14 protein-coding genes are annotated in these 12,534 nt (G+C 62.4%); 2 read left to right on the top strand and 12 right to left on the bottom strand.

Features of this window, described 5'->3' with window-relative positions; all coding sequences use genetic code 11:
• Position 1: 1 nt before the first annotated feature.
• The 3 genes from EN851_RS02015 to EN851_RS02025 form a co-directional block, all read right to left on the bottom strand.
• Positions 2-940 carry a GlxA family transcriptional regulator gene (locus EN851_RS02015; protein ID WP_348630721.1) on the bottom strand — a complete coding sequence of 313 codons (939 nt, stop codon included), beginning with the start codon at positions 938-940 and terminating at the stop codon, positions 2-4.
• 404 nt (positions 941-1,344) lie between these two features.
• Complete coding sequence (locus EN851_RS37660; protein ID WP_127281166.1) at positions 1,345-1,479, bottom strand: hypothetical protein; 135 nt, start codon at positions 1,477-1,479, stop codon at positions 1,345-1,347.
• Positions 1,480-1,829: 350 nt separating this feature from the next.
• Entirely contained in the window at positions 1,830-2,015 is a 186-nt protein-coding gene (locus tag EN851_RS02025; protein WP_127280941.1) for a hypothetical protein, read from the bottom strand.
• A gap of 219 nt (positions 2,016-2,234) precedes the next feature.
• Here EN851_RS02025 and EN851_RS02030 point away from each other — a divergent pair, with 219 nt between their 5' ends.
• On the top strand, positions 2,235-3,134 hold the full coding sequence (locus tag EN851_RS02030) for a LysR substrate-binding domain-containing protein (protein ID WP_015317416.1): 900 nt from the start codon (positions 2,235-2,237) through the stop codon (positions 3,132-3,134).
• On the opposite strand, the gene EN851_RS02035 is transcribed toward EN851_RS02030, so the two are convergent.
• The 9 genes from EN851_RS02035 to EN851_RS02075 all read right to left on the bottom strand — a co-directional run bounded on the left by EN851_RS02035 (position 3,135) and on the right by EN851_RS02075 (position 11,488).
• The gene (locus tag EN851_RS02035) at positions 3,135-4,115 is read right to left on the bottom strand and encodes an alpha/beta hydrolase (RefSeq protein WP_127871532.1); all 981 of its coding nucleotides are present in this window, start codon (positions 4,113-4,115) and stop codon (positions 3,135-3,137) included.
• 232 nt (positions 4,116-4,347) lie between these two features.
• Entirely contained in the window at positions 4,348-4,533 is a 186-nt protein-coding gene (locus EN851_RS36130; protein ID WP_167531375.1) for a hypothetical protein, read from the bottom strand.
• Positions 4,534-4,711: 178 nt separating this feature from the next.
• Positions 4,712-6,841 carry an ASKHA domain-containing protein gene (locus tag EN851_RS02045; protein ID WP_135928423.1) on the bottom strand — a complete coding sequence of 710 codons (2,130 nt, stop codon included), beginning with the start codon at positions 6,839-6,841 and terminating at the stop codon, positions 4,712-4,714.
• Positions 6,792-7,766 (bottom strand): methyltetrahydrofolate cobalamin methyltransferase, encoded by a 975-nt coding sequence (locus tag EN851_RS02050; RefSeq protein ID WP_135866672.1) that lies wholly within the window; start codon positions 7,764-7,766, stop codon positions 6,792-6,794. The genes EN851_RS02045 and EN851_RS02050 overlap by 50 nt, the downstream gene beginning before the upstream one ends.
• 80 nt (positions 7,767-7,846) lie before the next feature.
• Positions 7,847-8,938: a methylenetetrahydrofolate reductase gene (locus EN851_RS02055; protein ID WP_127278052.1), complete on the bottom strand. Its 1,092-nt coding sequence runs from the start codon at positions 8,936-8,938 to the stop codon at positions 7,847-7,849.
• A complete protein-coding gene (locus tag EN851_RS02060) occupies positions 8,935-9,531 on the bottom strand; it encodes a methylenetetrahydrofolate reductase C-terminal domain-containing protein (protein ID WP_135880615.1) in 597 nt (198 codons plus the stop codon). Before EN851_RS02060 ends, EN851_RS02055 begins: the two co-directional genes overlap by 4 nt.
• Complete coding sequence (locus EN851_RS02065) at positions 9,524-9,826, bottom strand: virulence factor (RefSeq protein WP_127871527.1); 303 nt, start codon at positions 9,824-9,826, stop codon at positions 9,524-9,526. Before EN851_RS02065 ends, EN851_RS02060 begins: the two co-directional genes overlap by 8 nt.
• 202 nt (positions 9,827-10,028) lie before the next feature.
• Positions 10,029-10,811: a formyl transferase gene (locus EN851_RS02070; RefSeq protein ID WP_135928424.1), complete on the bottom strand. Its 783-nt coding sequence runs from the start codon at positions 10,809-10,811 to the stop codon at positions 10,029-10,031.
• Positions 10,812-10,912: 101 nt separating this feature from the next.
• Positions 10,913-11,488, bottom strand: coding sequence for a DUF4893 domain-containing protein (locus tag EN851_RS02075; protein WP_135928425.1), 576 nt, complete (start codon positions 11,486-11,488; stop codon positions 10,913-10,915).
• A 120-nt stretch (positions 11,489-11,608) separates the two neighbouring features.
• Between EN851_RS02075 and EN851_RS02080 the strand changes: the two genes are divergently transcribed.
• Positions 11,609-12,529, top strand: coding sequence for an NAD(P)-dependent oxidoreductase (locus EN851_RS02080; RefSeq protein WP_135928426.1), 921 nt, complete (start codon positions 11,609-11,611; stop codon positions 12,527-12,529).
• The last annotated feature ends 5 nt before the right edge of the window (positions 12,530-12,534 follow it).

Raw genomic sequence — 12,534 nt, forward strand, 5'->3', positions numbered from 1 at the left:
GTCAGGCCGCCAGCAATTGCTTGCGGTCGACGCGCTCCTGCTGCGGCGAGCGGGCATAGAGTTCGCGGTAGCATTTCGAGAAATGCGAGGCCGAGACGAAGCCGCAGGCGACCGCCACCTCGACCACCGGCATCGACGACTGGATCAAGAGATGCCTTGCGCGGTCGAGGCGGATTTCGAGATAGTAGCGGGCAGGGGAGCGTCCCATCTCGGTTCGGAACAGGCGCTCTATCTGGCGGCGCGACAGGTCGACATGGTCGGCGATCTCGATCAGCGACAGCGGCTCGGACAGATTGGCCTCCATCAGTTCGATGATGGTCAGCACTTTCGAGTTCTGCACACCAAGCCGGGCGCGCAGCGGCAGGCGCTGGCGGTCGGTCGGGCTGCGCACGCGGTCGGTCAGCACCTGCTCGCAGACGCGGTTGACGAGGTTCTCGTCGAAGTCGTCGCCGATCAGCTTCAGCATCATGTCGAGCGCGGCGGTTCCGCCGGCGCAGGTGTAGATGTTCTGGTCGATCTCGAACAGGTCGGCAAAGACATTGGCTTTCGGGAAGGCCTCGGAAAAGCCCGGCAGGTTTTCCCAATGGATGGCGCAGCGCTTGTTCGACAACAGCCCGGCGGAGGCGAGGATATGCGCACCGGTGCACAGGCCACCCACCGCGACGCCGCGATTGTATTCCTCACGCAGCCAGGCAAAGGCCGACTTGTTCTGGTAGCGTTCGACATTGATGCCGCTGCAGACGATGGCCATGTTGGGACGATCCGGCCCCGCCATCTTCTTGCGTTCCTCTTCCAGCGAGGTGTTGACGGCGCATTCGACGCCGTTGGAGGCGCGCACCGGCTTGCCGTCGATGCTGGCAAGGCGCCAGCGATAGGCCTCGTAACCGAGCATCCGATTGGCGGAGCGCAGCGGGTCCAGCGCGGTCGCAAAAGCGATCATGGTGAAATCGGGAACAAGGAAGAACACAAACGACCGCTTGATCGGATGCTTGACGGCGTTCACGGGGAACCTCATCTGGCCATGACGCGAACAGGATGTCGCGAATAGCATAGCGTCATCAGGAAAAACCATTCCTGTCAATCGGCTAGGTGGCTTTGGCAAGATTAAATTTGCGACATGGGTCGCAAATGGGCAATCGCCGCGCGGTGCTGCTCAAACCAGGCCACCGTCAGGTTGTGTAAAGACGATGGAAGCGCAACAAAATAAACGCCGCCTCGGCGGACCGAAGCGGCGGCAGTCAACTCTGAAGCCGTGGCAGGGGAGCGCGGCTCTGGAGGTATTTTGTGTTTCTATGCAGTCCCGAACGGAAAACCGTTACACGATTTTCCTGGAACTAGTCTTATTCAGGCGACGAAGCCGAGGCGCGCCGCAGCCATGGCGCCGGTCTGGCCAGGCATGGTCTTGGCGAGGCGCTGACGCTCGAGCGCCGTGGTCAGGTTCATTTCGCGGCGGGCGAAGAGGCGGGCAAAAAGCTTCATGATCATCTCCAATCGGTTGCTCAGACGGGTCGCCTTCGCTTGATGGAGTGGGGCAGCTCGTTTGCTGACGGTGATATAGGCTTGTGTGAGCGGAAACTAAATCGCAAAAGCGAAGCGCTTGATATGAAAAGCGACACCAAATGCGACAAATTTGGGCAGAGTGAAGCCGTCGTGCCCAATTTTTACGAATATTTACAGACGGTTAGCTTCAAAAACGAGCTGCTATGCGGCTTGCTCATATGCGCCATGCAGCGGCGGCATGGCTCCTGAATTCGTTTGAATACAAATAAAATAGAGAAGGCCTGCCGGGCGGTTTGCGCGGCAGGCCTTCAGCACGGGGTACACACGATCTACTTTGCTCCAGCCCAGGATCCGACGCCATTGCGAATGCCGGTCTTGGCGTCGGAAGCTTCCGGCCAGCCGATATCTTTCTGCAACTCGATCGGCAGGGAACGGATGGCGCGTTCGGTCTGGTAGCGGGCGCGGGCCGCGTTGAATTCGGTCGCGATGCGGCCGAGGGACGACAGGATAGACATTTCGATCTCCTTTGCAGCGGCGCGGGAGGCGCCGGCAATGCGTTACGTCAGGTCTGTTTCAGCTTCATTTCATGCCGAATGCAGGTCTGCGCCGTGGTCGTTTGGTGACCGCTTTTGGCAGCATGCTGCTTCGATGGAGTTGACTATGCTCCTGATCTGATGTTCAATCAAACGAAATGGAATGATGCTTTGTATCAGAAAAATTGAAGGCTGATCGCCATGAACGCCCCACTCAATCATCCGCTGCCGCTGCTCGACCTCGACGTTTTGCGCACTTTCGTGGCGATTGCCGAGACCGGCAGTTTCACCACTGCGGCCAATGCGGTGTTCCGCACGCCGTCGGCCGTCTCCATGCAGATCAAGAAGCTGGAGGATATTCTCGGCCGCTCGGTGTTCGCGCGCGATGCGCGTTCGGTAACGCTGACCACGGACGGCGAAATGCTGCTCGGTTATGCCCGCCGGCTTTTGTCGATCAACCGCGAGGTGGTGTCGAAGTTCATCATCCCCGATATTGTCGGCGTTGTGCGGCTGGGCTCCCCCGATGACTATGGCGAGCGCGTGCTGCCGCATGTGCTGAAACGTTTCGCGCAGTCGCATCCCTCGATCGCCGTCGACGTCACCATCGACCAGAGCAGCAATCTGCGCCGCCGCATGGACGACCGGGCGCTCGACATCACGCTGTTGACGAACTCGTACAAGACCAGCGCGCTCGGCGCCGAGGTGCTTTTGACCGAGCCGATCGTGTGGGCCGGCGCCAAGGGTGGCTGTGCGCATCTGCGCGAACCTTTGCCGGTTTCGCTTTGGGAAGAAGGCTGCGCCTGGCGGGCCGGTGCGCTCGAGGCATTGGGCCGCGAGGGCCGCAATTACCGCGTCGCTTACATGAGCGCCCATACGGCCGGCCAGCGCGCCGCCATCATGGCCGACCTCGCGGTCGCGCCGCTGCCGCGTTCGTTCCTCGGCAATGACATGGTCGAACTCTGCCCGAAGGACGGCATGCCCGATATCGGCACTTACAATCTTGCCATGGTGGTGGCGCCGGACGCCAGCGCGCCGGTCAAGGCCGTCGCCGACCACATCCGCGCGACCTTCGAAGTGTTCCGGGAAACCGGCAAGTTCTGATTATCCGGGATACCCGGACTGGAGGCGCTGCTCCGCAGCCTCCGCGGAGGGCGCCTTGAACCTTGCCGCCGTGCCTTGAACGATCGGCGAAGGGCTCTCGTTGAGGAAAGCAACGATGTGTTGGCGCGCGCGCCGCGCTTCGGGCATGTCAATCAGCGGCCAGACGTGGAACATGCCTTCCTCGTAGACCAGCTCCACCTCGACACCGGCGGCGCGGGCTTTTTGTGCGAAGATCAGATTGTCGGGTGTGAGAAGATCGCGGGAGCCCGTCAGGAGCAATGTCTTCGGCAACACCGACAGATCGCCATAGACCGGGCTGATGCGCCAGTCTGCCGGATCCATGCCGGCACTATAGAGCCGGATTGCCTCCCGCCCACCGGCAATGCCCAACCATGGGTCGTTTCGCTCCGCCTCGAACACTTCGGGGTTTGCGAGCGAGACGTCGAGCCCGGGTGAAATCAGCACATGGCGCGAGGGTAGGGGCAGGCCCTCTTCCGCCGCCATCATGGTCAGTACCACCGCCATGTTGCCACCCGCGGAATCGCCCATGAAGATGATCTCTTCCGCCTCCGTCTCCTCGATCATCTGGCGATAGACATTGCCGACCATGCCGAACATGGCGTGGAAATCGTGTTCCGGTGCGATGGGATAGATCGGCACGGTGATGCCGTAGCCCAGCCGGTCGGCCATGTCGGCGATCAGATACCAGTGATAGGGCGTGATCTCAAAGACATAGGCGCCGCCGTGCAGGTAGAGAATTCGCTTGTGCTCTCCGGCCCGGGGGGCGATTTCGTAGACCGGGAAACCGTCCACGCTGCGCGTCTGGATGTCGTAACGCTGCTGCAGCGCGGCCGGTGGATGGTGATCCTCGGTTTTGCGCGCGGCCGCGATCCAGCGCCGCAGGTTTTCCGGGCTGGAAAAGGCCTGCTTGCGGCTGTGCCTGAGCACGAAGGATACGACGTGGCTTTTCAAACTTGGCATGCGGAGACACGAACTTCGGCGGCAGCCGACTAAGAGAATTCCCCCTCCAAGCGAAGATCGTGCCTTGGCCGAAAATGTCAAGATTTACGCTGTGCCCACACGCTGGTGTGATCCGCGCGCTGTCGTCGGCGCCGCGGCAAAAGCGCCGCGCGCAATCGGTTGCTGGTGGCCACCGGGGATGTGCGAGATCCCCGGCGGATGCCGAGCAATTTGCATTTGTCGGCGAACGTCATCAGCGCGTCGTACCCAGAAGCAGCGAGGCGAGCGTCACCTGCGGATCGTTCGGCGGCGATGCCGGCCAGCCGATGTCCTTCTGGACATGCGCCGGCAAGCTGTTCAGCGCGCGGATCGCCTTGTTCCTGGCATGGGCTTGCCTGATGGTCACACCGAAGCGGCCGAGATTTTCGAACATCGACATTTTCATCTCCCTTGAAGAACGGCCGTGGCCAAGGACTATCCTCGGCCGCCGTTCGATGCGGGGTAAATGCGCCTGCCATGTATCGGATGGATTTCGCGGAAGCAGCGTTTCGGTTTCCGGATCGGTTCGATCCGGAAACATTTGCATACAAATGAAATCGAGGGAGGGGCCGGCGGGCCTATTCGCGGCTGCGCCGTGCCGCGTGGCCCTCGCGCGAGCGCCGGCGCGGCGCGGCGTCGCCGGCGATGCCCTCATCGCTCACCGTCTTGCGTGGCGGCAGTTTCACCGCCGCCGACAGTTTCGGGAACGGATCGACCTTGTTGGGCAGCGCCATGGCGTAGACGAAATGCTCCTGGAATTTCGGTTCCAGCGCTGTCTCGATCTTCTCGATCTGGCTCACCGTCTCCTCGATCTCGCGGCGGTAGCCGCGATTGAGCAGCGCCATCCGCGCGCCCGCACCGGCGGCGTTACCGACGGCCGAGACCTTGTCGAGATCGCAGTCGGGGATCAGGCCGAGCACCATGGCGTATTTCGGATCGATGAAGGAGCCGAAGGCGCCGGCGAAATGGATGCGGTCGACATGCTCGGTGTTCTGTTTTTCCATCAACAGCTTGGTGCCGGCATAAAGTGCGGCCTTGGCAAGCTGGATGGCGCGCACGTCGGTCTGGGTGATGGTGATCTTGGGTTCGCCTTCCTTCAGCACGTAGGAGAAGGTGCGGCCGTTGGCGACGACGCGCGGCGAGCGCGCGGCAAGCGAACCGTCGACGACACCATCCTCCGAGATAATGCCGGCGAGATACATTTCGGCAACGATCTCGATGATGCCGGAGCCGCAGATGCCGGTGACGCCGGTCGCCTGCACGCTGTCGAGGAAGCCGGGTTCGTCGGACCACAATTCCGAGCCGATGACGCGGTATTTCGGCTCCAGCGTGTCGGGATCGATGCGCACGCGCTCGATGGCGCCAGGCGCTGCCCGCTGGCCGCCGGAGATTTCGGCGCCTTCGAAGGCCGGACCGGTGGGCGAGGAGGCAGCCACGACACGCGCGCGATTGCCGAGTACGATCTCGGCATTGGTGCCGACATCGACGATCAACATCATCTCGTCCTGGCGATGCGGGCCTTCCGACAGCGTCACCGCCGCCGCATCGGCGCCGACATGGCCGGCGATGCAAGGCAGCATATAGAGGCGCGCGCCCTGGTTGAGCTTGAGGCCGATATCGGATGCCTTGATGCGGACCGCGCCGGAGACCGCGAGTGCGAAGGGCGCGCCACCAAGCTCGGTCGGATCGATGCCGAGGAACAAATGATGCATGATCGGATTGCCGACGAAGACGGAATCCAGGATGTCGTTGCGCTGGACGTTGCCTTCGGCGCAGACCTTGTCGACGAGGCTGGAGATCGCCTCGCGGACCGCAACCGTCATGCCTTCGCGGCCGTCCGGGTTCATCATCACATAGGAGACGCGGCTCATCAGATCCTCGCCGAAGCGGATCTGCGGGTTCGACGTACCCGAAGAGGCGGCGACGCGGCCCGACAGCAGCGACACCAGATGCATGGCGATCGTGGTCGAGCCGATGTCGCAGGCCAGGCCATAGGCCTCGTTCTTGAGGCCTGGCCACAGCGCGATGACGCGCGCTATGTCGCTGTCGGCATCCTTGTGGATGGCCGCTGTCGCGGTCCAGTTGCCCTTGCGCAATATGCCTTGCACCTGCGGCAGCAGATAGAAGTCGAATTCGAGGTTTTTTAAACCCCAGTCCTTCATCAGCGCGATCTTGAGCCGGTCGAGATCGCCCAGCGGCTTGTGCATGTCGGGCTCTTCGATCTCGACATAGCACATGCGGATCGCCGTATCGCGGGCGATCACCCTGGTGTCGGCATCCTTGCGGATGGTCTGCGCATTGATGACTGTATCCTGCGGCACGTCGATGACGAGATCGCCGAGGATCTGCGCCGAGCAGGAGAGGCGGCGCCGTTCGGGCAGGCCGCGCACACGCTCGTAGCGCTCTTCCTTGGGGCCTTTGGGCGAGATGTGGTCGTTTGAGGAGGTGATCTTGTGCTTGGCGAAATTGCCTTCCTGCACCTCGATCTGGCAGCGCCCGCACGTGGCGCGCCCGCCGCACACGCTTTCGACATAGACGCCGAGCTGACGCGCGGCGTCGAGCACTGGCGTGCCGACAGGGAACCGCCCGCGCTTGCCTGACGGCATGAACAGCACGAGCGGATCGGTAATGTTTGCAGGTGAATTCACGATTGCGCGCTTATCCCCGGCCCATCCGGGCTTCACGGCCACCGCGCCGGCGGCCGCCATTGCCGCCGCCTTCGCCCGGTGCATTGACCGCTGTCGGCGCCGCCACCGGGTGGCCGCCTTCGGCCGGCTTGTAGTCCTTGTAGGTGCGGATCCAGTTGGTGCAGTTCTCGTCGGTGCCGTTGAGCACGTTGGCGCCGCGCACGGCTTCCATTTCCTGCGGGCGCACCGGGTTCATGATCGCCGAGGTCATGCCGGCGCCGATCACCATCGGGATGAAGGCGGCGTTGATGCCATGGCGGTGCGGTAGGCCGAAGGAGATGTTGGAGAGGCCGCAAGTGGTGTTGACCTTGAGCTCCTCGCGCAGGCGGCGCAAGAGCGCGAACACCTGGCGGCCGGCATCGCCAAGCGCACCGATCGGCATGACCAGCGGGTCGACGACGACGTCGTGCGCGGGAATGCCGAAATCGGCGCAGCGCTGCACGATCTTCTTGGCGACGGCGAAGCGGACGTCCGGATCCATCGAAATGCCGGTCTCGTCATTGGAGATGGCAACGACGGGCACGTTGTATTTCTTGACCAGCGGCAGGATGGCCTCGAGCTTTTCTTCCTCGCCGGTAACGGAGTTGACCAGCGGCCGGCCCTTGGCGACCTTCAGCGCCGCCTCGATCGCTGCGGTGACGGAACTGTCGATCGACAGCGGCAGATCGACCAGGCCCTGGACGATTTCCAGCGTCTGCACCAAAAGACCAGGTTCGGTTTCGTTCGGGTTGACCGAGGTGACGCCGGCATTGACGTCGAGCATGGTGGCGCCGCAGGCGGCCTGCTCCAGCGCGTCCTTGATGACGGTCTCGAAATTGCCAACCACCATCTCGGCGGCGAGCTTCTTGCGCCCCGTCGGGTTGATGCGCTCGCCAATCACGCAGAAGGGCTGGTCGAAGCCGATGATGATTTCTCGTGTCGCCGAGGCGACGATGGTCCGGGTCATGAAATCTCTCCGTCGTGATATAAAGAGTTCTTTATATCGTTATCTCTTGTCGATCAAGCGAATGGTGCGTTCCGCGCGGGTCAATGCGCGGTCTTCACCATGTCCACCTGGGTTTCTGTAATATCTTCGTGCAGGATGCGGTCCAGCCGGTCGGCGACCATCTGGTCGTCGCGGCGGATTTCACGCTTCCATGGCTGGCGGCCCTTCAGCACGCCCGATTCATCGACGATCTCGGCGACATATTCCTCCTGGCGATAGGCCATCACATGGATGCCCGAGACACCGGGAATTTCCTTCACCTCGTTGATGATGTCGGTGCAGAGCTGCTTGCCTTCCTTCTTCTGGTCCTGGGCGCCTTCCAGCCGCTTGATGACGGCATCCGGAATATGGATGCCCGGCACGTTGGAGCGGATCCATTTTGCCGTCTTGGCCGAGGCCAAGGGGCCGACGCCGCACAGGATGAACACTTTCTCGGTGTGGCCGAGATCGCGCGCCTTCTGCATGAAGGTCTTGAACATCGGCACATCGAAGCAATACTGCGTCTGCACGAACTGCGCACCGGCGGCGATCTTCTTGCCGAGATGGATCGGGCGAAAGTCGAAGGGCGGCGCGAACGGGTTGACGGCAGCGCCCAGGAACAGCTGCGGCGGCGTCGTCAGCTTGCGGCCGGACAGAAACTTGCCGTTGTCACGCATGATGCGGCAGGTCTCCAGCAGCGACATGGAATCGAGATCGAACACCGGCTTGGCGCCCGGCTGGTCGCCGGCCTGCACACCGTCGCCGGTCAGGCACAGCATGTTGGCGACGCCCATCGCAGCGCCGCCCAGCACGTCGCCCTGGATGGCGATGCGGTTCTTGTCGCGGCAGGCGATCTGCATGATCGGTGCGTAGCCCATGCGGGTCAGCAGCGCGCAAATACCAACCGACGACATGTGGCAGTTGGCGCCGGACGCATCGACAGCGTTGATGGCGTCGACCCAGCCGTCGAAGATCTTCGCCCTGTTGTAGACATCCTCGGGATCGGCGCTGTCGGGTGGGTTGAGCTCGGTGGTCACCGCGAATTCGCCGCGCCGCAGCACGCGCTCCAGCCGGCCGCGCGAGGTGTGGCCGGGCAGGGGATCGAGCGGCAGGTGAATGCCGGCCGGGTTCTCGTCACGCTGACGGCCGGTCATGCGGCGGCTCCGGTCTTTGGCGCGGCGGCGGCTTCGCGGGTTGCCGCCGCCTGCGCGGTGACGCGCAGCCAGGCCGAGGTTTCGCGCAGCGACTGGTCGACCGGCTTCTGCACGGTGAGGATCCTGTCGGAGTTGACCATGTTCTGCGAACCTTCCCAGGCCTTGACCCAGACGCAGGGCATATTGGGCTCGACCTCGCAATTGCCGTTGGCGCGCACGCCGCCGCAAGGGCCGTTGCGCAACTGCTTGGGGCAGTTCATCGGACAAGACATACCGGTGGAGGACAGGATGCACTGGCCGCACATGCGGCAGTCGAACATAAAGCCTTTTACGCGCTTCTCGATGAATTTCACCGGGGCCTCGACGCGGCCATAGCCGATGCCCTTCCACAAGGGATGCAGCAGCAGGAACATGTCGGCGAAGCGGGCATAAAACCATTCAAGCAGGCGGGAGTGCCGGACAGACCATAATCTCACCGCGAACGAGCGCTGCACGCGGCGCTGCGGTGAGACGTCGGCCGGCTTGTAGTCGGATTTCGCCGCAGCCTTCTTGACCAACGTGGCCTGGGTAACCGTCGGGTTCTCGTCAGACATTTTCTTTCCCGCCCGCCTTGACCAGAGCGACCAGCCGCTCGCGGTCGTATTTCGCGTCGAGCTCGTGGAAAGCCTTTTCGACCTCGGCTTCGAGATCGTCACCGACCGGAACCGGTTCGGCCTTGCGCCATTCGGCGAGATAGTCGTCGGTGCCACCGGCGCCGGTGCGCATGGCGCACATGTCGATGGCTTCGGTGAAGCGCAACGGCAATTCGCGCTTGGCGTTCTGCCGACCTTTCCTGACGATGACCTGGGCAGGGATGTCGCGCCAGTAGACGACGATAAGATCGGCCATGAATTCTCGCTCCTCGATATTCCGAGCATTGCCGCAAGCGTCGTAAGGCTGCTTGTTATGGGACGACGCGCGCGCATTCAAAAGCGACGCATTTGGATGTCGTAAAATGAAAGGTGGGTTTATTCGTTTGCGACCCATGTCGCGACGGGGTCAATGCAGCAATATGGCGGCCGAGTTTGCGCTGTTGCCGAGGCTGGATGCGTCACCAGATGCCGGTTCTCAGCCCTGTCCAGACGTAGAACCAGATCGTTGGGTGGTACCACTGTTTCGATGGCAGCCCTGGATCGAACGTTGCGAGTTTTCCGGCCAGCGCATCGCTGACCGCCTCGACGCAGATGTCGCGCGAAAACGCCGCCTGGCGCAGCGCATAGCTAGAGATGGTGTCGCCTTGTTTGGGCTTGCCGCGCACCTGCTTCAACACGCCGCCGGTGTCGACGCCCGCATCGACCAGATGGACGGTCGTGCCGAAATTCTGCGGATCGCCTGACGTCAATGCCCAATAGCCGCCATTCATGCCGCGGTATTTCGGCGTGATGCCGGCATGATAGTTGAGTACCGGGCAAGGCATTTTGGCCAGCATCTCCCTGGAAATCAGCCTGCACCCGTTCAACAGCACGACGCCGGGCTTGATCGTCTCGATCGCCTGCAGGCATTCCGGCCCGTTGGCGGATTCCACATGGACGACGACCTGGCCTTGCCGAGGCTCCGTTTCAAGCTTCTCCTCGGCAATCAACCGGGCGGCATGTTTGACGTTGAGCCGTTTGCCAAGCCTGCTCAGCACCATGGTGCCGAGCTGGCCCATGGCGGAGATCCAGCCCTGGCGTCGGGCGCGGCCACGCAGCAATTGCTTTTTAGATTCAGGGATTTCGAGGACGACGCTGACAGGGCCGACGCGGTCGGCGAGATCGTTGATCATGGCCCAGACATGCGCACCGCCGCCGGTGACGACTACAATCGGTCGCGGATTGGATTCCGACGCTGCCATTGATCTTGTCATGCTCCAAGGACCGGCTGACGTGGCCGGACCTTAGGGCAGGCGGGTTAATCCTTGGTATGCCGGAAGCCTTACCAGGGCATGAAGACCGGTCAGCGTTTGAACTCCATGATGTCGAGCTTCGATTCGTAATATGGCGCGGGGAATTCGATGCGCCATTCCTTGGCGCTGTTGCGGAAGGCGTAACCGGCCTGATCGGTCTGCGGACCGCTGCCATAGGGCTTTGCCCGGTCGTCGTTGACGGAGCCGGAGCCAAGATAGATCGAGCGCTTGTCGCCATCGTCGAAGAAGCGGCCCTGGGTGCGCTGCGAACCGCTGATCTTTTCCAGCCGCCAGCCGGAGCCATCATCGGTGACCCTGCATTTGAACCAGCCATAGATGACGAGCGGGCTCAGTCCGCCGACCTTGATCGTACGGCACCGCCAGTTGCCGGTGAGATCCTTGTCGGAGAAGGCGACCAGCGGCTTGGCCAGCAGCGCGTCGAGCTGCTTGACCTCTGCGGGGTTGCCCGCCTTTGCCTCGGCGAGTGCCGCCTTGCGGGTGTCGCCATATTTGTCGAGCCGCGCCTTGTCGGCGGCGGTGATCAGTTTCTGCACTTGACCGTCGGCAAGGGTGGGCAAGGTGCAGCAGAGCAGGCCGACAACGGCAAGCAAGGGGCGGAGGTTCATCGAAGGATTCCCTGTTTTGTCTGGAACGGCGCCGCTGCCGCCTGGTGCATAACTTACCGGGTCGCTGGCGCCTGTCATCCGTGCTTAACAGCGTCACGGTCGAAATTCATGGTGTGACGAATGCGAATCTTGCTTACGGGGTCATCGGGTTGGCTGGGAAGCGCGTTGGCGCCGCTCCTGCGTGGGCTTGGACATGACGTCACCGGCCTCGATCCCGTTCCGTCGGCCGAAACGCGGATCGTCGGTTCGATTGCCGACCGTGACCTCGTCATGCGCGCCGTTGGGGAAAACCGGATCGAGGCCATCATTCACAGCGGCGCGCTGCACAAGCCCAACATAGAAAGCCATGCCAACAGCGATTTCATCGCGACCAACGTGCAAGGCACGCTAAACCTGCTCGATGCGGCGGTGGCGGCCAATGTGCAACGCTTCGTCTTTACGTCCACAACCTCGCTGATGATCTCGCAGGCGATACGCGACGGCTTCAAGGGCGGTGCGCGCAGGGCGGCGTGGCTGACGGAAGCGATGTCGCCCGAGCCGCGCAACATCTATGGCCTGACCAAGCTCTCGGCCGAACATCTTTGCCGCCTCTACCATCTTCAGCATGGCCTGCCGGTGGTTGTGCTCCGCACGGCCCGCTTCTTTCCCGAAGCCGACGACATGGCGCATGCGATCGAACAGTCGGACGCCAACACCAAGGCGAACGAACTGCTGTTTCGGCGGCTGACGGTGGACGACGCGGCGCGGGCGCATGTCGCGGCATTGGAGAAGGCGCCGGAGCTCGGCTTCGACATCTTCATCGCCTGTGCGCCAACGCCGTTCCAGCCCGATGATTGCGCGGACTTGATCGCCGACGCTCCATCGATCGTGGCGCGTTATTATCCCGAATTTCCCGCCCTTTATGCGCGCAAGGGCTGGACGATGTTTTCCTCGATCGACCGGGTCTATGACGCATCGCGGGCTAGGGACAGGCTGGGTTTTGTCTGCAGGACGAGCTTTGCCGATGTGCTGACGGCGCTGGCGGCGGAAGAAGCTGCCTGAAGCCG

This window comes from Mesorhizobium sp. M8A.F.Ca.ET.208.01.1.1, assembly GCF_004791315.1.
Lineage (GTDB): Bacteria > Pseudomonadota > Alphaproteobacteria > Rhizobiales > Rhizobiaceae > Mesorhizobium.

Bases quoted from the DNA above. Each gene is read 5' to 3' on its own strand.
- EN851_RS37660 (WP_127281166.1), bottom strand. From the start codon at position 1,479: ATGAAGCTTTTTGCCCGCCTCTTCGCCCGCCGCGAAATGAACCTGACC.
- EN851_RS02080 (WP_135928426.1), top strand. From the start codon at position 11,609: ATGCGAATCTTGCTTACGGGGTCATCGGGTTGGCTGGGAAGCGCGTTG.
- EN851_RS02030 (WP_015317416.1), top strand. From the start codon at position 2,235: ATGAACGCCCCACTCAATCATCCGCTGCCGCTGCTCGACCTCGACGTT.
- EN851_RS36130 (WP_167531375.1), bottom strand. From the start codon at position 4,533: ATGTCGATGTTCGAAAATCTCGGCCGCTTCGGTGTGACCATCAGGCAA.
- EN851_RS02015 (WP_348630721.1), bottom strand. From the start codon at position 940: ATGATCGCTTTTGCGACCGCGCTGGACCCGCTGCGCTCCGCCAATCGG.
- EN851_RS02055 (WP_127278052.1), bottom strand. From the start codon at position 8,938: ATGACCGGCCGTCAGCGTGACGAGAACCCGGCCGGCATTCACCTGCCG.
- EN851_RS02070 (WP_135928424.1), bottom strand. From the start codon at position 10,811: ATGGCAGCGTCGGAATCCAATCCGCGACCGATTGTAGTCGTCACCGGC.
- EN851_RS02035 (WP_127871532.1), bottom strand. From the start codon at position 4,115: ATGCCAAGTTTGAAAAGCCACGTCGTATCCTTCGTGCTCAGGCACAGC.
- EN851_RS02065 (WP_127871527.1), bottom strand. From the start codon at position 9,826: ATGGCCGATCTTATCGTCGTCTACTGGCGCGACATCCCTGCCCAGGTC.
- EN851_RS02075 (WP_135928425.1), bottom strand. From the start codon at position 11,488: ATGAACCTCCGCCCCTTGCTTGCCGTTGTCGGCCTGCTCTGCTGCACC.
- EN851_RS02060 (WP_135880615.1), bottom strand. From the start codon at position 9,531: ATGTCTGACGAGAACCCGACGGTTACCCAGGCCACGTTGGTCAAGAAG.
- EN851_RS02050 (WP_135866672.1), bottom strand. From the start codon at position 7,766: ATGACCCGGACCATCGTCGCCTCGGCGACACGAGAAATCATCATCGGC.
- EN851_RS02045 (WP_135928423.1), bottom strand. From the start codon at position 6,841: ATGGCGGCCGCCGGCGCGGTGGCCGTGAAGCCCGGATGGGCCGGGGAT.
- EN851_RS02025 (WP_127280941.1), bottom strand. From the start codon at position 2,015: ATGTCTATCCTGTCGTCCCTCGGCCGCATCGCGACCGAATTCAACGCG.